Source organism: Kaistella gelatinilytica (assembly GCF_015679325.1).
Taxonomy (GTDB): Bacteria; Bacteroidota; Bacteroidia; order Flavobacteriales; family Weeksellaceae; genus Kaistella; species Kaistella gelatinilytica.
This window is the reverse complement of sequence record NZ_JADPVI010000001.1, coordinates 102,940-125,055: the sequence shown is the minus strand read 5'-3', so window position 1 is coordinate 125,055 and position 22,116 is coordinate 102,940. Positions and strand designations below refer to the sequence as shown.

Annotated in this window: 15 protein-coding genes; 9 read left to right on the top strand and 6 right to left on the bottom strand. The window is 37.4% G+C overall.

Annotated features, from left to right (window positions below):
* Nucleotides 1-7: 7 nt before the first annotated feature.
* Complete coding sequence (locus tag IV494_RS00535; protein ID WP_196078227.1) at nucleotides 8-1,285, bottom strand: replication-associated recombination protein A; 1,278 nt, start codon at nucleotides 1,283-1,285, stop codon at nucleotides 8-10.
* 99 nt (nucleotides 1,286-1,384) lie between these two features.
* Here IV494_RS00535 and yidD point away from each other — a divergent pair, with 99 nt between their 5' ends.
* Nucleotides 1,385-1,621 (top strand): membrane protein insertion efficiency factor YidD, encoded by a 237-nt coding sequence (gene yidD / locus IV494_RS00530; protein WP_196078226.1) that lies wholly within the window; start codon nucleotides 1,385-1,387, stop codon nucleotides 1,619-1,621.
* Between the two features lie 99 nt (nucleotides 1,622-1,720).
* Nucleotides 1,721-2,590 carry a prolipoprotein diacylglyceryl transferase gene (gene lgt, locus IV494_RS00525; protein ID WP_196078225.1) on the top strand — a complete coding sequence of 290 codons (870 nt, stop codon included), beginning with the start codon at nucleotides 1,721-1,723 and terminating at the stop codon, nucleotides 2,588-2,590.
* Between the two features lie 50 nt (nucleotides 2,591-2,640).
* Here the strand turns inward: lgt and IV494_RS14880 are convergent, their stop codons facing one another.
* Nucleotides 2,641-4,134, bottom strand: a complete 1,494-nt coding sequence (locus IV494_RS14880; RefSeq protein WP_196078224.1) for an NAD(P)H-hydrate dehydratase — start codon at nucleotides 4,132-4,134, stop codon at nucleotides 2,641-2,643.
* Between the two features lie 432 nt (nucleotides 4,135-4,566).
* Between IV494_RS14880 and mscL the strand changes: the two genes are divergently transcribed.
* On the top strand, nucleotides 4,567-4,938 hold the full coding sequence (mscL, locus tag IV494_RS00515; RefSeq protein ID WP_196078223.1) for a large conductance mechanosensitive channel protein MscL: 372 nt from the start codon (nucleotides 4,567-4,569) through the stop codon (nucleotides 4,936-4,938).
* A 75-nt stretch (nucleotides 4,939-5,013) separates the two neighbouring features.
* Here the strand turns inward: mscL and IV494_RS00510 are convergent, their stop codons facing one another.
* Entirely contained in the window at nucleotides 5,014-5,973 is a 960-nt protein-coding gene (locus IV494_RS00510) for a D-2-hydroxyacid dehydrogenase (RefSeq protein WP_196078222.1), read from the bottom strand.
* Nucleotides 5,974-5,976: 3 nt separating this feature from the next.
* Nucleotides 5,977-6,378 carry an LNS2 domain-containing protein gene (locus IV494_RS00505; RefSeq protein ID WP_196078221.1) on the bottom strand — a complete coding sequence of 134 codons (402 nt, stop codon included), beginning with the start codon at nucleotides 6,376-6,378 and terminating at the stop codon, nucleotides 5,977-5,979.
* 318 nt (nucleotides 6,379-6,696) lie between these two features.
* On the opposite strand from IV494_RS00505, the gene idi reads away from it, so the two are divergent.
* From idi to IV494_RS00490, 3 genes are all read left to right on the top strand, one after another.
* A complete protein-coding gene (gene idi, locus IV494_RS00500) occupies nucleotides 6,697-7,206 on the top strand; it encodes an isopentenyl-diphosphate Delta-isomerase (protein ID WP_196078220.1) in 510 nt (169 codons plus the stop codon).
* Nucleotides 7,207-7,452: 246 nt separating this feature from the next.
* Nucleotides 7,453-8,532: a glycine cleavage system aminomethyltransferase GcvT gene (gene gcvT / locus IV494_RS00495; protein ID WP_196078219.1), complete on the top strand. Its 1,080-nt coding sequence runs from the start codon at nucleotides 7,453-7,455 to the stop codon at nucleotides 8,530-8,532.
* Nucleotides 8,533-8,633: 101 nt separating this feature from the next.
* Nucleotides 8,634-9,083, top strand: a complete 450-nt coding sequence (locus IV494_RS00490) for a hypothetical protein (protein WP_196078218.1) — start codon at nucleotides 8,634-8,636, stop codon at nucleotides 9,081-9,083.
* 367 nt (nucleotides 9,084-9,450) lie between these two features.
* On the opposite strand, the gene IV494_RS00485 is transcribed toward IV494_RS00490, so the two are convergent.
* Nucleotides 9,451-9,804: an arsenate reductase family protein gene (locus IV494_RS00485; RefSeq protein ID WP_196078217.1), complete on the bottom strand. Its 354-nt coding sequence runs from the start codon at nucleotides 9,802-9,804 to the stop codon at nucleotides 9,451-9,453.
* Between the two features lie 292 nt (nucleotides 9,805-10,096).
* Between IV494_RS00485 and IV494_RS00480 the strand changes: the two genes are divergently transcribed.
* Both IV494_RS00480 and IV494_RS00475 read left to right on the top strand, forming a co-directional pair.
* Nucleotides 10,097-10,561 carry an acyl-CoA thioesterase gene (locus tag IV494_RS00480; RefSeq protein WP_196078216.1) on the top strand — a complete coding sequence of 155 codons (465 nt, stop codon included), beginning with the start codon at nucleotides 10,097-10,099 and terminating at the stop codon, nucleotides 10,559-10,561.
* 39 nt (nucleotides 10,562-10,600) lie between these two features.
* Nucleotides 10,601-12,142, top strand: a complete 1,542-nt coding sequence (locus IV494_RS00475) for a T9SS-dependent choice-of-anchor J family protein (protein ID WP_196078215.1) — start codon at nucleotides 10,601-10,603, stop codon at nucleotides 12,140-12,142.
* Between the two features lie 101 nt (nucleotides 12,143-12,243).
* Here the strand turns inward: IV494_RS00475 and IV494_RS00470 are convergent, their stop codons facing one another.
* Nucleotides 12,244-14,742 (bottom strand): cation-translocating P-type ATPase, encoded by a 2,499-nt coding sequence (locus IV494_RS00470; protein WP_196078214.1) that lies wholly within the window; start codon nucleotides 14,740-14,742, stop codon nucleotides 12,244-12,246.
* A gap of 154 nt (nucleotides 14,743-14,896) precedes the next feature.
* Between IV494_RS00470 and IV494_RS00465 the strand changes: the two genes are divergently transcribed.
* Nucleotides 14,897-22,108 carry a T9SS type B sorting domain-containing protein gene (locus IV494_RS00465; RefSeq protein ID WP_196078213.1) on the top strand — a complete coding sequence of 2,404 codons (7,212 nt, stop codon included), beginning with the start codon at nucleotides 14,897-14,899 and terminating at the stop codon, nucleotides 22,106-22,108.
* Nucleotides 22,109-22,116 lie beyond the last annotated feature (8 nt).

The following is a 22,116-nucleotide window of genomic DNA, read 5'->3' as shown; positions in this document are numbered from 1 at the left end:
CAGAACTTTAATATTTGTCTTTCCACTTCTTTTTAAGTTCTTCAGCAATTTTATTTTCAGTGGTGTTTTTTCCAGGTTCGTAAAATTTAGTTCCTTTAATTTCATCCGGCAGAAATTCTAAATCAACAAAATTTCCTTCGTGTGAATGAGCGTAACCGTAATTTTTTCCATAATCTAAATCTTTCATTAATTTAGTCGGAGCGTTTCGTAAATGTAACGGAACCGGCAGATTTCCCGTCTTTTTCACAAAAGACATTGCTTCATTTATCGCCATATACGTAGAATTACTTTTCGGGGAAACCGCCAAATAAACGGCAGTTTCGCTTAAAATAATTCTCGCCTCAGGATTTCCGATAATATTGATAGCCTGAAAACAATTATTCGCCATGATCAACGCATTCGGATTCGCTAAACCAATATCTTCGGAAGCTAAAATCAACATTCTTCTCGCAATAAATTTAATATCTTCTCCACCAACCAACATTCGAGCTAACCAATAAACGGTGCCATTCGGATCTGAACCACGCATCGATTTGATGAACGCTGAAATAATATCATAATGCTGTTCGCCATTTTTATCGTAAAGCGCCATCGTTTCCTGCAAAACATCGAGCACATCTTGGTTAGCGATTTCTTTTTTATCAGAATTTTTAAATTGATTTAATACATTTTCAACCGAATTGATCAGTTTTCTCGCGTCACCACCGGAATACTGAATAAATGCTTCTTTGTCTTTTATTTTGAAGGAAGTATTTTCTAATTCGTTGTATTTTTTTAAGGTAATTTCCGCCAATTCTTCTAACTTTTTGAAAGTCAAAGATTTCAAAACATAAACCTGACTTCTCGATAAAAGTGCAGAAACAACTTCGAAACTGGGATTTTCTGTAGTTGCACCGATTAAAACGATCCAGCCTTTTTCTACGGCATGAAGCAGAGAGTCTTGCTGTGATTTATTAAAACGGTGAATTTCATCAATAAATAAAATGGGTGATTTCCCGGAAAAAAGGTTTTGTTTTTTGGCTTCATCGATGACTTCGCGAACATCTTTCACTCCTGATGAAACTGCAGAAAGTTTGAAAAATTTCCGACCCGATTTTTCAGAAATAATCTCGGCCAGAGTTGTTTTTCCCGTTCCTGGTGGTCCCCAAAGAATTAAGGAATTCAAAACATCATTCTCCAGCATTTTGCGAATGGTGCCGGTTTTCCCGGTTAAATGTTCCTGTCCCAAAACTTCATCTAAAGTTTGGGGGCGCATTTTTTCGGCAAGGGGACTATTAGAATTCAAGATAAATTATTGAGGGTTTGATGATGAGAAATGCTGTCAAAATAAGTTTAACGAGAAACTTAGAACAAATTTAAACTATTTCGTTATTTTTGCAACTGCATGTTCAATAAAATCATCACTTTTCCTTTGGTTGTCCTGATAAAAATTTATCAGTGGTTTATCTCACCATTACTCCCAGATCATTGCCGTTATGAACCAACCTGCTCCAGTTATATGGTAGAAGCACTCCGTATTCATGGGCCATTCAAAGGTTTATGGTTAGGATCAAAGAGGATTTCCAGATGTCATCCGTGGGGAGGCGAAGGTTATGATCCGGTTCCGCCGAAAAAAGATTAACAAAAAATTTTACCTTTAAATGATCAATTTTAATTTAAAGGATAATTTTTTAAATACTGAACGTGCGACTTTGAATATTAAATTTTTGAATTAAATTATATGCTGACTTTTTTATACTCAACTTGGGATCCTTCAACCGGAATACATTTAGGTCCTGTTACGCTACATTATTACAGTTTGATGTTTATTTTCGCCTTTGGTTTAGGATATATGATCATGACCAAAATTTACAAAATTGATAACGTCAACGTTAAATATGTAGAACCACTTTTCACCTGGACTTTGATCGGAACTATATTGGGAGCACGTTTAGGCCATGTTGTTTTTTATCAGCCAGAACTTTTCAGAGAAGATTTTTGGTCGGTGTTTTTGCCCATCCGAACCAAACCACATTTAGAATTCACAGGATTTTCCGGATTGGCAAGTCACGGAGCGACGATTGCTTTAATTTTCACGACACTCTATTATTCCTTCAAAATAATCCGTAAAAATCCTTTCTGGGTTTACGATAGAATTGGGATACCGGTTGCTTTGGGAGGCGCATTTGTAAGAATTGGGAACTTTTTTAACTCAGAAATTATTGGGAAAGCAGCTCCAGAAAATTCTCCGTTTGCAGTTTTATTCCCACAACAAAGTTCGGAATACGGTGCGATTGTTCCAAGATATCCCACTCAACTTTTTGAGGCGGCCGGATATGTTTTACTCTTTGTTTTATTATGGATTTTATACAGGTACACGAAGAAAAAATACCAGCAAGGTTGGCTGTTTGGACTGTTTTTCATCATTTTATGGGCAGTACGATTTTTCGTAGAATATTTAAAGGAACCACAAGGTGATGAATTCATTCATTTTGCAGGTCTAAATACGGGACAAATACTTTCAATTCCTTTTATGTTAGCTGGATTTGTAATCATGTTTACGTCGATAAACCGCATGATCACAGAAGAGGAAAACGAAAAACCCGATTAATCTTAATAAAAAATTCACTTAATCCTTTCAATAATTTTGAAAGGATTTTTTTATGCTAAAGATTTGAAGACATTTCCCAATTCATCAATCAAATCAGTAGGAAGCATTGCCTCTTTAGAAAATTTTTCTGCTGCGAGATCACCCGCTTTTCCATGAAGCCAAACTCCGAATATCGCAGCGTCTTTTGGTGAATAATTCTGCGCTAACAGTGAAGTGATGATTCCCAAAAGAGCATCGCCACTTCCTCCTTTTGCCATTCCCGAATTCCCGGTAATATTGTAATAAACGTGATTTTCCGGCGTAATGATCTGCGTGTGATGATCTTTTAAAACAATGTAAATTCCAAGTTCTGCCGCTTTTTTCCGCGCCAGGTCTAATCGTAAGAAAGAATTTTCTGTTTTGCCAAATAGTCTTTCAAACTCTTTTGGATGTGGGGTAATGATTGAATTTATTGGAATTTTTTTTAAAAATTGAGAATTTTTAGCAATAATGTTTAGTGCATCTGCATCTAAAACAAGTGGCATCTCATAACTTTTCAAAAAATCCATAAAGGCGGATTCCGTTTCAGGAGCTGTTCCTAAACTTGGTCCGATACCTACTACAGAATCATTTTCAATATCAAAATGATAATTAATATTTTCACCACCATCTTTAAATTTCGCCTCAGGACAAGTAGCTTGCAAAATTCCATATCCACATTTTGGCGCAATGATAAAAGTTAAACCACTGCCAGATTTTAGTGCAGATTTGGTTGCGAGAACCGCAGCTCCCATTTCACCGAAACTCCCTGCAATTATAGTAGTCTTGCCAAAAGTCCCTTTATTTGAAAACTCATTTCTTATTTTGTAAATACTATGAATCAATTTTTCCCCAATCACAAATTCAGTAGTTGGTTCTTTAGCAATAAATTCTTCACTCAAAGAAATATCTAAAAGATGAACTTTACCACAATAAATTCCGGTTTCAGGATGAAGAAATGTTTTTTTCCAAAACTGAAAACTTAATGTTTCATCAGCTTTAAAAATAACTGTATTGTCATTTATCATCTGATCAGCCGATAATCCAGATGGCATATCTATAGCAACTTTTGTGAGTTGCACTCCATTCAGAAAATTGATCAGATCGACTTCTTTCTTGTTAGCCTTCCGATTTAGACCTGTCCCAAAAAGGGCGTCAATGATAACTGCATTTTCTTTAAAATGGAAATTCTGAGTTTCATTGAAATCAACAATATCAATCCGAGCAATTTGTTTAATTTTCGTGAGATTGCTCATTGCATCTTTTGAAAAATTTTCATTTTCATTGATAAAAACCGTAATATCAAAACCTTTGTGATACATTATTCTGGCCAAAGCGAGTCCACCTCCACCATTATTACCATTTCCACAAAAAATATAAAAAATTTCTTTATCCTTAAAGTTATTTGAAATCCAGTTTACGCACGAATCAGCGACTCTCTGCATCAAATTTAAAGAATATACAGGTTCGTGCTTAATTGTGAACGTATCACAATTTTTAATTTGTTGTGCTGAAAATATTTTCACTTGAAATTCCTATTTGTGTTATTAAAATGTGATAATTAGAGAAAAAAACTTATTTCTTTTTCGTCAATAACTAAGCATTTAATTGACAATCAATTAAATAATAAAGAACTATGAATTTTGGATAAAAATACGTAATTAATTTAAATTACCTGTTAAAATAACATTAAGAAAGCCGAAAAATTAATGAATACAGATCACATTATTATCAAAGCTAAATCACTCGCAAAGGATTCTAATTTACATTATAAAAATTTTGCAGTATCTATTTCTTACAGTTGTTTGGATAAGAAAAATTTTCATTTTTATCATTTTTTGATGTTTAAATTTAGTGAAATATTTTTTTAAGCTTTTTTGTAAGCACTGAATAATAGAAACCAAATATTTTTCAAAAATTTTCTTACTTTTGTTTATTAACAATAAAAATATAAAGCTATGGGAATTGTACAGGATTTTAAAGCATTCGCCTTCAAAGGTAATGTGATTGATTTGGCAGTAGCAGTAATAATCGGAGCTGCATTTGGTAAGATCGTTTCATCACTGGTCGAAGATGTGATCACACCTCTATTACTCAATCCGGCACTAAAAGCGGCGGGTGCAGAAAATATTGCAAAACTTTCCTGGAATGGAGTCATGTATGGCAATTTCCTTTCTGCGATAATTAGTTTTCTTTGTATTGCGATCGTACTGTTTATGATCATCAAAGCAGCAGCTAAGATGCAGAAACCACCTGAAGTAGCAGCTGCAGCAGGACCAACTCAAGAACAACTTCTTGCTGAAATTAGAGATCTGTTGAAAAACAAGTAGATAATAATTTCCAGTATTAAAAAATAAAGACGCATTTTAAAATGCGTCTTTTGTATTTTTCAAAAATTTCAATTTCTAGTGAACCTGCAGAATACTACAAATTTGATCTGCTAATGAAAGTCCGATTCTGTCCTGCGCTTCCATCGTTGAGGCTCCTGTATGCGGGGTCATAGAAATTTTTGGATGATTCAATATTTCTTTCGAAGGAGTTGGTTCATTCAAAAATACATCTAATCCTGCGAAAGCAACTTTCCCAGAATTTAGAGCAGAAACCAAAGCTTCTTCATCAATTACTCCACCTCTGGAACAGTTCACTACGGCAACACCATCTTTCATCATCGCGAATTCTTTTTCCCCGATCATATATCCCTCTTTCTGCGCGGGAACGTGAAGCGTAATAAAATCTGCGTGTTTCAAAACTCCTTCAATCGATTCAGTTTCGATATCGACATTGATGAACTGATTATTATAAAATTTTACTTTTATACTTGCTCTTCCAACATTGCTGTCGGCTGCGATCACGCGCATTCCTAAACCAAGCGCCATTCTTGCAACCTCCTGTCCGATTCTTCCCATCCCGATAATACCGATGGTTTTACCGCGAAGTTCAATTCCTTTTTCATACGATTTTTTCAGTTTCGCAAATTCAGAATCGCCAACTACCGGCATTTTCCTGTTAGAATCCTGTAAAAATCTAGCACCCGTAAATAAGTGAGCGAAAACCAATTCTGCCACTGATTCCGAAGAAGCTGAAGGCGTGTTGATTACATGAATATTTTTCAAACGTGCATAATCCACGTCAATATTATCCATTCCTACTCCACCTCTGCCGATGATCTCAATACTCGGACAAGCATCGATCATTTCTGTACGAACCTGAGTTGCGCTTCTTACCAGAATCGTTTTAATTTTGTTTTCATTGATGTAATCGATCAAAAAATCCTGTGGAACTTTTTTCGTAATTACTTCAAAACCTTTTTCAGTTAAGGCATCAATTCCTGATTGATCTAAACCGTCGTTTGCTAATACCTTCATCTATTAATCTTCAAAAACTTCAATTGTTACCTTTTTTTCTACCATATCGGTAAATTTACCTTTGTATCGTGTTGCTTTTACCAGGTGATTATCAATCCAGTGATAATTTCCACCTCTCGGTTTTCCACAAAGAACACTGTGGTATTTAAAACCATGTTTATCGAGCCAGTCGATCGTGATCTGCTTCAAGTTTTCAGTTCGGGAAGTAAAATAGCAAATAATATGACCTTGATCGTACCATCTGTTAATAGTTTCCAGAGCATCGGGATAAGGAATACAATCCACCATTCTTTCCGGTTCCTCATTCGGAACATCGTCGGTAATCGTACCATCAATGTCAATCAAATAATTCTTGATATCACCCTTCAACATTGGACTCAGGTGGTCTTTATATTCTAATTCCATCACTTAAAAATTTAAGTTGCAAAATTACAACTTTTCGTTGATTCACAGCTGATTATCTTTTATTTTTAGAAATTTTTGGGCAATCCCCTCTCCATCGCTGATTTCCCACACCTCGGGTCGGGCTCTACGCTGCAATTCCTCGTCTTGTCTTTTCAGACAAGACTCCGGGATTTCCACTTCGATCCCTATTGCAGGAATTTGATATCAAAAAATATTTGAAAAAACAAGCAAATAAATTTTTTGTAAAAAGGATCTTAAAAGCATAAATTTCTCTTAAAAATTTTACTGCGTAACTTATAAAACTTATTTTTGTGTGATATGGAAGAACAAGTAGTTTTAGTGAACGAAAATGATGAAATTCTAGGCTTGATGGAAAAGATGCAGGCTCACGAAAATGGGATTCTGCACCGCGCTTTCTCGGTTTTTTTGTTTAATGAAAAAGGCGAAATGCTTTTACAAAAAAGAGCTGCCCATAAATACCATTCTCCAAATCAATGGACGAACGCTGTTTGCTCGCATCCCCGAAATAATGAAACGTATCTGGAAGGCGCACAACGTCGTATGAAAGAAGAACTCGGCATTGAAGCAGAGCTAAGTCCAAAATTTCATTTTGTTTATAAAGCAGATGTTGGTCAAAACTTGTGGGAACATGAGTTGGATCACGTATTTACAGGAGATTTTAATGGTGAAGTTCATATGAATCCAGAAGAAGTTTCGGAAGTTCGCTACATCTCCATGGAAAATTTAGAGCAAGAAATGATCGCTGATCCGGAAAATTTCACGGAATGGTTTAAGATCATTTTGAAGGAATATAAGGAACATTTGTAGATGAGTAATTGGTAATGAATAATGAGTAATTGAAAAACTCAAACATTCATATACTCAAATACTGAATCACATAAAATTCTTGAAGGAAAAACAAATATAATTCTAGCCCCGATTGCAGCGGCATCCTTTTTTTTGGAAGGGCAAAAGCGGAGGCAAAAAAAGATAGAGCGGAAAGCGGGTGAAGTCTTCGAAAAAAGCGGAATCTGATAGCTCCTAATAAAAAAAATAAATTAATAAAAATAAAAGATGAATAAGACGGCTTTGTACGATAAACACGTTTCTTTGGGTGCTAAAATGGTGCCTTTTGCAGGTTTCGATATGCCTGTGCAATATTCCGGCGTTACTGAAGAGCATTTCGCAGTTCGGGAAAAAGTAGGGATTTTTGATGTTTCCCACATGGGTCAGTTTTTTGTAGAAGGTCCTTCTGCAAAGGATTTGCTTCAATTTGTCGGAACAAATAATGTAGATGCTCTGGAAAATGGAAAAGCGCAGTACACGTGTTTGCCGAATGGAAATGGTGGAATTGTAGATGACCTGATCGTATATAAAATGACCGACGAAAAATATTTTGTGGTTGTAAATGCTTCTAACATTGAGAAAGACTGGAATCACATATCAAAACACAATGAAAAATTCCGAGCCAAATTAACGAATGCTTCAGATGATATGTCGCTCATCGCAATTCAAGGTCCGAAAGCGACGGAAACTTTGCAAAAACTGACCGATATTGATCTTTCTGAGATTCCTTATTATCATTTTACAGAAGGAAAAATTGCAGGTTGTGAAGACGTGATCATTTCCAACACAGGTTATACGGGAAGTGGTGGTTTTGAAATTTATTTTAAGAACGAAAACGCTGTAAAAATCTGGGAAGCGATTACTGAAGCAGGTCAAGAATTCGGCTTAATTCCTTGTGGATTGGCTTCCAGAGACACTTTGCGTTTGGAAAAAGGATTCTGTTTGTACGGAAATGATATCGATGACACGACTTCTCCGCTTGAAGCAGGATTGGGTTGGATCACGAAATTTGATAAAAATTTTGTAGATAAAGAACGTTTCGCGAAAGAAAAAGAAGAGGGAATCACGAGAAAATTAGTGGGTTTTGAAATGCAGGAAAAAGCGATTCCAAGACACGATTATTTGGTGGTTGATGCGGAAGGAAATGAAATTGGAAAAGTAACATCGGGAACAATGAGTCCGATGCGAAAAATCGGAATTGGTTTGGCATACGTTGCGAGACCACACTTCACTGTAGGTTCTGAGATTTTTATTCAGATCAGAAATAAAAATATTCCGGCGAAAGTGGTGAAAACTCCCTTTGTATAAAGCAAAACTTAAAAAGGTTAGAAAGCAGATGAAGATTTCATCTGCTTTTTTGTGTGGCACCATTTTCGCAGTCTTTGTATTACACTTAAAATTTTACAATTATGTCTTTTATTAACAGAAGTATCGCAGGTTTAGCAGGTTCTTTGGCATTGACCGGAGTTCACCAATTATTTAAAAAATGCATGAAAGGTTCGCCCAATCTTGATCAGGTTGGAGAAGTTGCACTCGAAAAATCATTGGGAGAAGTTGATGTGAAATTGTCGGATGAAGAAGAAGTTTACGCTGCAGCAATGGGCGGAAATATAATATCTAACGCACTTTTATTTTCAACTTTAGCAACAACCACCAATACGACCCAAATTATTACGAAAACATTAGGAACAGGATTATTGGGCGCTGCAGGAACAATTGGTTTGGCAGATCAAATTTTAGGAAATAATAAAGCCACCGACACGGACCAGAAAAAATGGATGACCACAGGTTATTATCTTCTCGGAGCCATTGTCAGCATCAGCGTTTATAATTTATTAGAACGCCGAACTAAAAAATAAAAAGTAAATCCCGTCAATATTGGCGGGATTTATTTTTAGGGTAAATGTTGGAAACAGAAATTGTTGCCGATGCTCGTAAAGTGCTTTCAACGCGTTCCACTTTTAGTTATTCCATGACAGCGATTTTTCGTGCTTTCTCCAGATGTTTTTTTTGGTGATGCTGCAATGCCATAAGTCGATGTAAAGGGTGGCCTGCAAATTTTACAGGGAGAAAGTCCATCTTTCATCGCATTCTCAACAGTTGATTTTGAGGAGACATTTTTTACCATTCTACAATTCGAGAGATGATATTTCTGTCCGGATGAAGTTCTGTAAACCGTTTGTGCAGACAGGTTTAGAGAAAGAAATAATATAAAAATAAATTTTATCATTCCTTTCCAAAAAAGTGTTGCAAATTCTCGATATTCTTCTTTTCATTTCCGACGAAAATTTCTTTATCAGTCAGGAAAACCGGACGTTTTAGAAAAGAATAATGCTCGAGCAGTAATCTTTTAAAATCATCTTCTTTCAAAGATTTCATGTCGATATTTTGCGCTTTTATTTGAGTTGATCTCCGGCTGAAAAGCGCTTCGTAGGAATTGGTCTTCGCATACATTGCAACCAGTTCTTCTTCCGTTATCGCTTTGCTTTTAATTTCCCGAAATTCCCAGTCTGTCAGATCAAATTGGTTGAGAATTTTCGTGCAGGTTCCGCAGGTTTTTAGATAGAAGACTTTTTTCATAATTCAAATTTACCAATTTATTTTAGAGATAAAATCATCTTCATTTATATTGAAGATAAATTATATCATTTATTAGAGCACAAAAATCACATAAGTTGAATTTTCTGAAGTAGTTCAGAAAACAAAAAAAGCGGTGTCTGTATTTTTTTGCCGGCGCAAATCTTATATCCCTTAATTCATCTACTGATTATTAATGGCGGTATTTCAAATTAGGTTTAGTTCAAAATAAAAGGAGAGAAATTTTTAGTAAAAAGAATAAAAACAGATATTTGTCCTACTCAAACTTTAAATAATGCAAAACAAAACAGTTTTTCAGTTCATTTCTGAACCAAGCGACGTCAATTATGGGGGGAATGTTCATGGTGGAAGTGTAATGAAATGGATCGATCAGGCGGGTTATGCGTGTGGAAGTTCCTGGAGTTCCAGCTATTGCGTTACGGTTTATGTAGGTGGAATTCGGTTTTATTCGCCCATCAAAATCGGTCACATTGTAAAGGTTGAAGCGGAGGTCATCTACACGGGGAAAACGAGTATGCATATCGCCATTAATGTTTTTTCACGCAATATCAAACGAAAAGATTTCGAAAAGAAAACGCATTGTATCATTGTATTTGTAGCGGTTGATGACGAAGGTAATTCTGTAGAAGTTCCGAAATTTAATCCGGTCACAGAACAGGAAAAACAAATGGAACACTATGCGATCAAACTCATGGATCTTCGGAAAAAAATAGAGGATGAAATGAAACCGTTCATGTAAAAAATAGCATAATAAATTTTAAATCTAAATAAACTCTCAATGAAAAGAAAAATTCTATCAGTGACCACTTTGGCGATCCTTTGTCAGATAAATGCGCAAATCTTTAACAGTGGATTCGAGAACAATAACGGACCTCCAATTTCTTCCTATACAAAAATTAATGCTGACGGAAATATGGTTGCATCTTATGCCCCGGTTCAGGAATTTAATACCGAAGCTTGGATTCAGTTTTATGACGGTTTCGATAATAAAATTGCCTTTAGTACTTCTTCTTATGATCCCCCAGGAACTTCGAATGACTGGTTGATTACGCCTTCCATCACTATTCCAGCGGTTGGTAATCCTACGCTTTACTGGAAAGCAAAATCTTATGATTTTGATTTTACCGATTCTTACAGTATTAAGGTTTCTGAAACCGACAATCAAATGGCGAGTTTCACCACAACTTTACTACATGTTACTGGTGAACAAGCATACGATTTCAATGCACGAAGCCTTGATTTGTCTGCTTATAAAGGCAAAACAATTCATTTGGCTTTTATAAATGATACAACAGATGGCTATTTTTTAGCATTAGATGATTTGTATATCAGCAATTCTGAAAACTGTATGATGCCCGATTTATCAGCTTTCACTTCCTCGAACTTAACCGAAAAAAGTTTCACTGCTAATTGGGGAGCAACTTCTGGAATTAGTTCTGTTGACACCGGACTCACCAATTTCGTAACTCCCGTTTCATCCACAGGAATTCAAACTGCAACCACCAAAAATTACGATAATTTGCAATCAGGAACACGTTATCAATTTTTCCTTAAAAATGCAGATTGTGGTTCAGGTTGGGCAGGACCGAAATCTGTCTTTACTGCAGCGCTTCTTCCCTATTCTTATGATTTTGAATATACCGATGAAAATTATGGTGAGTATGATTCCGACGGTTGGACTTCCGGAACTTGGATCAATGGAAGCGGATCGGCACAAACCGGAGATGGATATGTCTTTAATAATACCAGTAAAACTTCCGCAAAAAACGACTGGATTTTTTCATATCCGATCAAAATGCAAAACGGTGAAAAAGTAGAAGTCAAGTATTTTGCAGAGATGGGAAGCGCAACTGCTTCTCCTGCAACTTTAAAAGTGAGTGTTGCTTCTTCACCAAATAAAGAATCGATTACTCAGGAACTAAGTTCCAATTCGATCAGCGGAAATACTTACACCGAATATACCTCATCTTTTACAGCGCCTGCGGAAGGTGTATATTATTTTGGATTTGGAAATGTGACTGCTCCTGTTGCGAACAATTCCTCCTTGAGAATTGATAATATCCGTTTTAACGCGATCAACCTTGGTGTTTCTAATGTTGCTAAAAATCAAATTAAAGTTTATCCTAATCCGGTAAAAGATATTTTACATCTGCAATCATCAGAAAATATTAAGAAAGCAGAAGTTTACAGCATTGATGGAAAACTAATTTCTACAGAATTAAATACAAAAATGCTTAATTTTTCAAAAATTCAGAAAGGTATTTATCTTGTAAAAATTTACACGAAATCTGGAGTTCAGACTCAGAAAATTATTAAATAATTTATTCTTTTTAATTTTAAAAATCCGTTTCAATCTTTTTTGAAACGGATTTTATATTTAAAAAATACAAAAGTTTGTCAATGAAATTTTGTTCCTTAAATTCAACGATATCTCTTGATCAGTTTATAAATTTCGAACCACAGCACAGACAAGATCGCGGCAGAAGCGGCAGTTAAGATTTGTTCAACATTTAGAGAGGTCAGTTTGAAAAAATTTGAAACTGGCGCGATATAAAGCATTACACCCAAAATAAATATTGTCAAAAAAGTGATGATGACCAGAAGAATATTTTTATTCCTGAAACTTTCAAACATCGAATAATAGAAAGAGCGATTGGCTAAACTCAGTAAAATATTGGCGAAAATTAAAGTGGTAAAAACCATTGTTCTCGTTAGTTCTTCATTGCCGCCACTTCTGTAAGTCAGCTGGTAAATAAATAAAACACCTGCAGTAATCATCAATCCCTGAATTATACTTAAAATCAATTCGCGCCAGGTGAGAAAGGTTTCTGTGATCGGCCGTGGTTTCTGTAACATGGTGTTTTTTTCCATCGGTTCGTTTTCGTAGACGATCGAACATGTTGGACCCATTACCAATTCTAAAAAGATGACGTGAACCGGCGTAAAAATTTGTGGAAAAGCCCACCCTAAAAACAAGGGTAAAGAAACCGTCAGAATTATTGGAATGTGAATGGAAATGATATATTGAACGGCTTTTTTAATGTTGGTATAAATTCTTCGTCCGGCTGCAATGGCGATGACAAGTTTACCCAAATCGTCGTTCGTCAAAACAACCGATGCTGCAGCTTTTGCGATCTCAGTACCTTTTTCTCCCATCGCGACTCCAATGTGTGCTGCTTTTAATGCAGGTCCATCATTTACGCCGTCTCCGATCATGGCGACAATTTCTCCGTTTTGTTTCAGAGCTTCAACGACGCGCAATTTTGCTTCCGGAAACATTCTCGTAAACAGAACTTTTTCGTTCGCAATTTTCATCAATTCTGCTTCCGGAAGATTTGCAATTTCATCACCATTAACAGGATTTGAAGCGTTCGGAATTCCAGCCTGAATGGCGATACTTTCTGTCGTTTGGGCATTATCACCCGTGATGACTTTAATTTTTATTCCGGCCAACTCTATTTGTTTGAAAACATTCTGAATATCTTTTTTCGGTGGATCATAAAACACGACCAATCCTAGAAATTCAAAAGAAATTTCCTGTTGTCTTAAAGGAAAATCATCTCCTTTAAAATTAGATTTTGCCACGCCTAAAAGTCGATAACCTTCTTTGCCAAAAATTTCCATCTCTTGTCGGATCGCAGATTTTTGAATTTCTGAAAGGTTGCAAACAGTGATAATTGCTTCAGGTGCACCTTTTGCAGCGACGATTCTTTCGCCTTCATTATTTTTAAAAAGATGCGTCATCATGGGTGGTTTACCGTCTAATGGATATTCATGAAACATTTTATAATGAGGTCGCAAATCCTCTTTTTGAGTTTCCGTATAAACTTGATGGAGTGTTTTTTCCATCGGATCAAAAGGAACGGGTTCACTACTCCACATCGCATATTGGATGACTTCTGAAACCGATTGATCATTAAATTCTTTATCATTGAAAACACGTTCAGATTTAAAATCATAAACCGCTTTCAAATGCATTGAATTTTCTGTAATCGTTCCGGTTTTGTCGGTACAGATGACGGTCGTGCTTCCAAGAGTTTCTACGATGCTGCTTTTTTTAATGATAATTCCTTCCCGCATGAGTTTCCAGGCTCCAAGTGCCATGAAAGTCGTAAAAGCAACCGGGATTTCTTCAGGTAGAATCGACATTGCTAAGGTCAATCCATTAAGTAAAGAGTCTACAATATTTCTGGTGTGATAGTAATTTACGGCACAAACCAAAAGGAAAACTGAAATCCCGATGATCGCCATATATTTTAGGAAGCGTTCGATCTGAATTTGCAGCGGCGATTTCTCCTCCTTAATGTTGAGAATCGATTCTCCGATTTTTCCCAGTTTCGTTTCCTTTCCGATTTTTTGCACTTCAAAAACAGCTAAACCAGAAACGGTTGAAGTTCCGCTATAAACCTGTTTATCTTCCGATTTATGATCTTTAAAAACAGAAAAACTTTCGCCGGTCAAAGACGATTCATTGACTGAAAAATCATTGCTGTGAAGGATCACTCCATCGGCATTGATCATTTTACCTTCCTCTGTAACGCATAGATCACCAACTGCAATTTCATGCGTCGGAATTTCTAAAATCTTATTATTTCTAATCACTTTACTTAAAGGTTCATTGAGTTTTTCTAAAGCTTCCAGCGCTTTTTTACTTCGGTTATCCTGATAAAAGGAAATCCCCGAAACCAGAACAATGGCGAGTAACATGAAAAGTGCTTCGCCGTAATTGCCGACTATCAAATAAATAATGGCGATAATAATCAAAAGAAGGAGCATCGGCTCTTTGAAAATATCAATCAACAGTTTGAGCCAACTTCCTTTCTCCGCTTCCTTCAACTGGTTAAAACCAAATTTTTCGCGCGAACGTTGAAGTTCAGCTTCAGTGAGGCCTTTTAAATGTTCGGGAATATTGAAATCCATAAATTAATATTTAGTGAAATAAAGATAGTGAAAATGCGATGACAGCACTTGTTTTAATCTTATAATTCCGGTTTTTTATTTATATTTGTTAAGTTTTTTTTAAGAAAATTTTAAGATACCTTTAACGTATCCGCTTTTACCCAAAATACAATTGATGCAGAAATTTTACCTTTTACTTGTACTCTCCTTTTTTCAAAATATTTACTCTCAAACCAAGCCTTCTGATACTACAAACTACCTTCGAAATGGCATGTTTGAAAATGCTGCAGGTAAAATAATTACCAGCAACAGCGAGAAAATAAAATTCACACAGGAAAGAAACCGCAAGGTTGAACTTGAAAAAAAAGGCATGCACAAAGCCACGCAAACCGCAGTAGAAATGTGTACGAATGGTGGTTTTGAACAGGTTGAAAGCATAAATGGCTCCAATTATATTAAAAATTTCCTTTATAATATCGGTGATCCCCCTGGACCAACGCAGTGTAAATCGATTTCGAATACGGGCGACACTTCAATTCCACAATACAGTCCCACGAATACATCGGTGATGGCGACTTCGGTTCCGGCGAATTTGATCGATAAATTCATGGGCGACATCAAAGCCTTTGATCAATATGCTTTAAAATTAAATTTTGAAAACTCAAGCACGTACGGATCTATTGCGCAGGGAAAAAGATTTAAAACCAATAACGAAAACTTTTTAAAATTCAACTACAAAGCTGTACTACAGTCGGTTTACGATTCCAGTCACACTGATAATCAACCCTTTTTCAAGGCAAGGATCCTTAATAAAAATAATCAGGTTGTAAGTGAATTCTGTTTAGTGGGCGATGAGAAAAACTGTATTTTCACGAAAGTTCCGCAAGGTGGTTATGGTTATGTAACTCTGTACACCGCGAACTGGCAATCAGGGATTTTGGATATTTCTTCTATCCCAAATAATGAAGAATTCACGGTAGAGTTCATGGCGTCCCGATGCGGTTTGGGCGGACATTTTGGTTACGCCTATGTCGATGACATCTGTGTTCTGCACTCTAATGAGAGTTTTGTAGGATCAGTTACTTTGGACCCTTTGTATGCGGTTTGTCCTACTCTTCCAATTAGTGTTTGCGGAAATTATACCCTGCCAAATTCTGGAGGGATTACAGCTTCTTTAAAAAAATTGACCTTAAAAGTATACGGCGCAACGGGAAATGTTGTTTATACCACGACGACTCCTTCCTCTTTGGATACCGTGAATAATAAATTTTGTTTTTCCCTTTTAGCGCAGAATTTCCCGGATATTTTGAGCGGAAATTATAATGTGGGTGTTACCGCAGATTTTGATGTCGCAGCCGGAACCGGCGGAGGTTGTGGAAGCAGCGGCAATACTTCGATATTTGCTTCAGCCAACGATCCTGATGCGAACGATGGTTGGGATATCAGTTTTCTGAACTGTTATTCAGGCTGTACTTTGAATGTGAATACTGCAAAAATTTCAAAATGTGATACGAACCATGATGGTTTCGAAGATTTTAATCTGACCAGTTTTGATGCGCAAATTGTGAGTTCGGTTTCCGGCCTTACTTTTACTTATTTCAAAGATTATAACAGCGCCTTTAATAATACCAATCCGATCTCTAATTTCACCAGTTATAATTCCGGTTCTGCCGTAATTTATATCCGAGTCTGGAGAGATGCAGGCTGTTATAAGATCATTCCGGTTAATGTAGAAGTAAAAAATCCGACGGCGAACATTTCGGGAATATTGAATGTCTGTTCCGGAAGTACCGATCTGAAAGCTTCTTCTGGCGCAACTTATTTGTGGAGCACGGGAGAAACTACGCAAATAATCACGGTAACAAATATTGGAATTTATACGGTTACAGTGACCGATAGTTTCGGATGTTCCAGCCTCGCAACGGTCTCCATTGAACCAAGCCAGACTGCAGTGACGCCAACTTTAGAAATCACGCAGCCTTCCTGTTTTGTTTCCAGCGGTACCATAAAAGTAATTTCTCCTGCATCTGAATATAGTTTTAATAATGGCGTAACTTGGGTCACCAATCCTATAAAAACCGGACTTTATCCCGGAAACTATGAGGTGTTGATCAAAACTGCGAAAGGATGTACTTCTTACGCTCAGTCGGTTACCATTGTTCCGGCTCTGACTGCTTATCCCAATTATAATGCGACACAACCGAAATTTTGTGGAGATACAGGAAGTATTACCATTACCACCAGTTCGGCTTTTTACAGTTTTGACAATGGAATAACCTGGATCACGAATTCTACTTTGGATCTTTTACAGCCAGGAACCTATACGATAAGAACCAAAGATATTGCAGGCTGCATTTCAAATCCAGCAGTAATTTTAATATCGAGTACAACATTAGGGAATCCTGATTTTACGGTGAAAAGTCCTGCTTGTACGGTTCCGGGAAGCATTACGATCAATACGCCCTCAGATTTTTACACTTTCGATGGCGGCCAAACGTGGGTGACTACAAATGTCTTATCGAATGTTTTATCCGGTAATTTTTCGGTCGGTATTAAAAGCAACTTAGGATGTACGTCTTACTTTCAGAGTATTTATATACAACCTTTTCAGAACACTTCTCCAGATTATGAAGTTATACAGCCGACCTGCGGCGAAACGGGTACGATCTATATTAAAACAGAAGCTGATTTCTACAGTTTCGATAATGGCGCTACCTGGTCAACAAGCAATACGAAAGATTTGCCTGCCGGGACTTACGGTATCAAATTGAAAAATGCAGCGGGTTGTCAATCGTTGTCTGCAGCGGTTTATTTATATCCACCGAAGCTTGATTATCCTTTCACTTCGATCGTTCAGCCGACCTGCGGAAATAATGGAAGCATCACCATCAACACGGTCTCAGATTTTTACAGTTTTGATAATGGCGCCACTTGGGTAACCACGAATACCAAAAGTTTACCTGCCGGCAATTATCAGATCATGATCAAAAACGCTCTAGGCTGCACCTCGAATGCGCAAAGTATTTATCTGTCTGAAACAAAACTTCCCGTTCCATCAGTAACTATCACTCAACCTACCTGTAGTACAAAAGGCACGATCACCATTAATACAGCTGCTAGTTTTTACAGTATTAATGGCGGTGTAAACTGGTATACCACAAATGTTTTCACCAATCTGGCAAGTTCTAGTTACAATGTGATGATCAAAAACAGTCAGAATTGCTTATCTGAAGCCAATTACGTCTATTTCAATCAGATCTACCTTGATGATCCTACGTACACTGCGGTCAATCCAAGTTGTGGGAATATTGGGAATATTACTTTCACTTCTGCTGCAGACGGATACAGTATTGATGGAGGATACACGTGGTCCACAAATCCAGTCTTTGATAATCTACCGGCGGGAAGTTATTACCTCGTCGTAAAAAATAATGCGAACTGTAAATCGAACAGCATTTCTGTTTACATGAATACGACGAATCTCGCCAGTCCCACAGTGAATATCGTGCAACCAGTCTGCGGTACAAAAGGAACCATAACGGTGACAAGCGTGGCAACTTCCTATAGTTTTGATGGTGGTTATACCTGGACAACTTCACCAATTTTGAATAATGTTTCGCCGGGATATTACAGTGTTATGGTGAAATCTGGTACCTGTACTTCTAATACAACTTCTGTAAATATTGTAGCATTTTTACTTCCAAATCCTACTTATACCTTTACACAGCCAATTTGCGGAGTTGGTGGAACGATTTCAATCACAACATCTGCGACTCAGTATAGTATAAATGGCGGACAAACCTGGAGTTCGTCCCCGAATTTTACCAATCTTGCGGATGGATACTACAATCTCATGGTTCAAAATGCGCAGGGATGTAAATCTAACTCCTATAGCGTTTCTGTGGGTTTAACTAAATTCTATCTACCACAACCCGATGTTCTGATCATTCAGCCGACCTGTGCTAATAAAGGAAGCATTAAAATTACAACACCGGCTACTTCTTATAGTTTTGATGGTGGGCAAACATGGAGTGCCGTTAATGAATTGACCAACCTAACATCAGGTTCATTCAGGATCGTCGTTAAAAATGCACAGGGATGTACTTCGAATCCTTATGATATGAGTGTTTATATCAACACCTTTTATTTACCGCGTCCTTTAATAAAAGTAATTCAGCCAACCTGTGGAAATTTTGGAAGCATTACTGTTGTTTCACAAGCCGCCCAATATTCATTTGACAACGGCGTAACCTGGAGCACAAATCCGGTTCTGCTGAATCCGACACCCGGATATTTTACGATCTTAATCAAAAATGCTGCGGGCTGTATTTCGCAGGGAACTTCGGCTTCCATCAGCAAATTTTATCTGAATCAACCGAGTGTAACTACTATTCAACCAACCTGTACAAGTCCGAAAGGAAGTATTTTCATCAATACGATTGCAGATCTGTACAGTTTTGATAACGGCGTCACCTGGACCACAAATCCAGTGAAAAATAACGTGAATTCCGGCAATTACAACATTTTGATTAAGAATTCTTTCGGCTGTATCTCGCAAAGTTCTTACGTTTTTATTTACGCAGCACCAGCAATTCCTGCGACACCTGTGGTCACTATAAAACAACCAACTGCTTGCGATGCGACCGACGGAAGCATCACCATCACTACTTCTGCAGCGAGTTACACCTTTAACGACGGCGCGACCTGGACCACTAATCCAGTAAAGAAAAATATTGGAGCAGGAACTTATATTGTAAGAATTAAAACCAGTAGCGCAAGTTGCGAATCTACGTCGGTTGCGGTCACTTTAAACTCAGGAATTAATATTGCAGCTCCCGCAGTTTCGATCGTACAACCAACCTGCAGTGTTTCTACAGGTTCAATTACGGTAACAACAAATGCAGCGACCTACAGTTTCGATGACGGACTAACCTTCGTTTATGCAGACACCAAAAGCGGCTTGATTCCCGGAACCTACAAAATCAAAATTAAAAATGCAGCGGGTTGTATTTCAGATGCAATTGTTGCAACCGTAACTACTCCGGCTCCATTGCCTGCTCCTGCATTTTCTATTGTGCAGCCGAATTGTACTAATTCGTTGGGTTCCATCCAGATCACAACTTCAGCTGCGGAATATAGTTTCGATAACGGAATTAGCTATGTTCTTACAAGCATAAAATCGAATCTGGGACCTGGAACCTATAACTTAATGATCAAAGATATTGCAGGATGTACTTCACTTGCAGGAATTGCGACCGTTGATGTGCAACCGATCACACCAGGTGCTCCACAGATTTCTGTAACGCAACCTTCCGGATGTACTGCTTCTTCAGGAAATGTAGCTGTAATTTCCGCTGCAGCTTTTTATAGTTTTGATGATGGAGCAACCTGGATCACTTCGGCGTCTTCCAATTTATCTCCCGGAACGTATAATATCCGAATTAAACTATCGGTAAATGGTTGTTCATCACCAGCAACAATTGCAACGGTTGATGTACCGCCAAATGCGCCGCTACTGCCTGTTGTTGCTGTAATTCAACCTGCCTCATGTGTAAATCCATTTGGAAGTATTACCATAACTTCCACGGAATATCAATACAGTTTTGACAATGGACTTACCTATTCATTTAATTCAACTTCCGGACAACTTGCTCCGGGAATTTATCAATTGAAAGTAAAGAACAGCGCGGGTTGCGAATCTGGTTCGGTATCAGTGACGATCAATGTTCCGACAAATACGCCTCAAATTCCTACTGCGACTGTGCAGCAAATTGACTGTTCGCATCAGTCTGCAAAAATCGCCATTAATGAAAGTGCATCACAGTACAGTATTGATAATGGATTGACCTGGCAAAACTCAAATACTTTCACAGGTTTATTACCCAAAACTTATCTTGCTAAAATTAAAAATACACTGGGTTGTGAGTCAATCGCAGCTTCAGTAGTTGTAAATACTTTTATCAATCCAACACCGAAACCTTTAGTCAATAATACTCAGGATTTCTGTGTACAGCAAAATGCGACCATTACTAATATTTTGGCAACAGGAACTAATATTTTGTGGTACGCTTCAGCAGTTGGTGGAACTGCAATTCCGGCAACAACTTCTTTGGTCAATGGGACTACTTATTTCGTGACTCAAACTTTGAACGGTTGCGAGAGTGAGCGAACTCCGGTAACAGTTAACATCATCACTACTCCTCCACCGACCGGGAATTCTCCGCAAACTTTCTGTATCAGTCAAAATGCTACAGTTTCAAACCTTGTGGTTGTAGGAAATCAGATTAAATGGTACAGCAGTAATTCCGGTTCTATTGCGCTTCCAAACAGTACTGTGCTTCAGAATGGAATCACTTACTATGCAACTCAAACTGTTCAAGGTTGCGAAAGTGTTCAGCGATTGCCCGTTGCAGTAATCTTAGTAACAACAAATATTCCCGCGAATGATTTCGCCGCACCTTCTTTATGTTCAGATGAAAATGGAACTAAAAAATTAAATTTAACGCAGTACGAAACTAATCTGGTTGCGAACTCCACCAATTATTCTTACGTCTATTTTGACCAGAATAACCAACTAGTTTCAGATGCAACCAATCATACTTTACAAACGGGACCAAATACATTTTATGTAGAGATAAGTTCAACGTCAGGTTGTAAGGCAAAAGTAAAACTGACGCTTCAACTGAATGCTTCACCTGTTGTTAGTATGCCTTCAACAGCAGAGTTTTGTCCTAATGATTCTGTACAGTTAGATGCGGGAACTCATGCCGGAATTAAATCTTATTCCTGGACGTTTAACGGAAATCCTTTCAGCAACCAGCAGATCATCAGTGTAAATCAAAGCGGAACGTATCAGATCACCGTTACCAATATTTCAGGCTGTAATACCGTTAAATCAGTCGTAGTAAAGAAAGTAGATCTACCAGTAATCACCGAAATTCAAATAGAAAACAGCACGGTGCGAATTATTGCAACGGGAATTGGAACACTTGAATATTCGATTGATGGATCGCAGTGGCAGTCTTCACCGACTTTCTACAATGTAGAGAACGGAAACCATACTGCTTTTGTCAGAAGTGGTTCGCAACCCTGCGCAATTGCAGAAAAAGATTTTATTCTTTTTAAGATCATCAATATTTTCACACCGAACAGTGACGGTATTAATGATGAATGGAAGATTGAAGGCATTGAAAAATATCCCGGCACGAAAATAAGAGTGATCGACCGTTTTGGAACCATCGTGTTAGATAAAAGTGTGAACGGACCTTTCTCCTGGAATGGCGAATATCTCAGCAGAAAACTACCTACAGGAAATTACTGGTACCATATCGTGGTTTCCGACGGCAGAATTTTATCAGGATATGTAGTGATCAAAAATCGAAATTAAAAATAAAA

What these genes read in the sequence shown, in the direction of transcription:
- yidD (WP_196078226.1), top strand. Translation starts at nt 1,385, where the DNA reads ATGTTCAATAAAATCATCACTTTTCCTTTGGTTGTCCTGATAAAAATT.
- lgt (WP_196078225.1), top strand. Translation starts at nt 1,721, where the DNA reads ATGCTGACTTTTTTATACTCAACTTGGGATCCTTCAACCGGAATACAT.
- mscL (WP_196078223.1), top strand. Translation starts at nt 4,567, where the DNA reads ATGGGAATTGTACAGGATTTTAAAGCATTCGCCTTCAAAGGTAATGTG.
- IV494_RS00510 (WP_196078222.1), bottom strand. Translation starts at nt 5,973, where the DNA reads ATGAAGGTATTAGCAAACGACGGTTTAGATCAATCAGGAATTGATGCC.
- IV494_RS00505 (WP_196078221.1), bottom strand. Translation starts at nt 6,378, where the DNA reads ATGGAATTAGAATATAAAGACCACCTGAGTCCAATGTTGAAGGGTGAT.
- idi (WP_196078220.1), top strand. Translation starts at nt 6,697, where the DNA reads ATGGAAGAACAAGTAGTTTTAGTGAACGAAAATGATGAAATTCTAGGC.
- gcvT (WP_196078219.1), top strand. Translation starts at nt 7,453, where the DNA reads ATGAATAAGACGGCTTTGTACGATAAACACGTTTCTTTGGGTGCTAAA.
- IV494_RS00490 (WP_196078218.1), top strand. Translation starts at nt 8,634, where the DNA reads ATGTCTTTTATTAACAGAAGTATCGCAGGTTTAGCAGGTTCTTTGGCA.
- IV494_RS00485 (WP_196078217.1), bottom strand. Translation starts at nt 9,804, where the DNA reads ATGAAAAAAGTCTTCTATCTAAAAACCTGCGGAACCTGCACGAAAATT.
- IV494_RS00480 (WP_196078216.1), top strand. Translation starts at nt 10,097, where the DNA reads ATGCAAAACAAAACAGTTTTTCAGTTCATTTCTGAACCAAGCGACGTC.
- IV494_RS00475 (WP_196078215.1), top strand. Translation starts at nt 10,601, where the DNA reads ATGAAAAGAAAAATTCTATCAGTGACCACTTTGGCGATCCTTTGTCAG.
- IV494_RS00470 (WP_196078214.1), bottom strand. Translation starts at nt 14,742, where the DNA reads ATGGATTTCAATATTCCCGAACATTTAAAAGGCCTCACTGAAGCTGAA.
- IV494_RS00465 (WP_196078213.1), top strand. Translation starts at nt 14,897, where the DNA reads ATGCAGAAATTTTACCTTTTACTTGTACTCTCCTTTTTTCAAAATATT.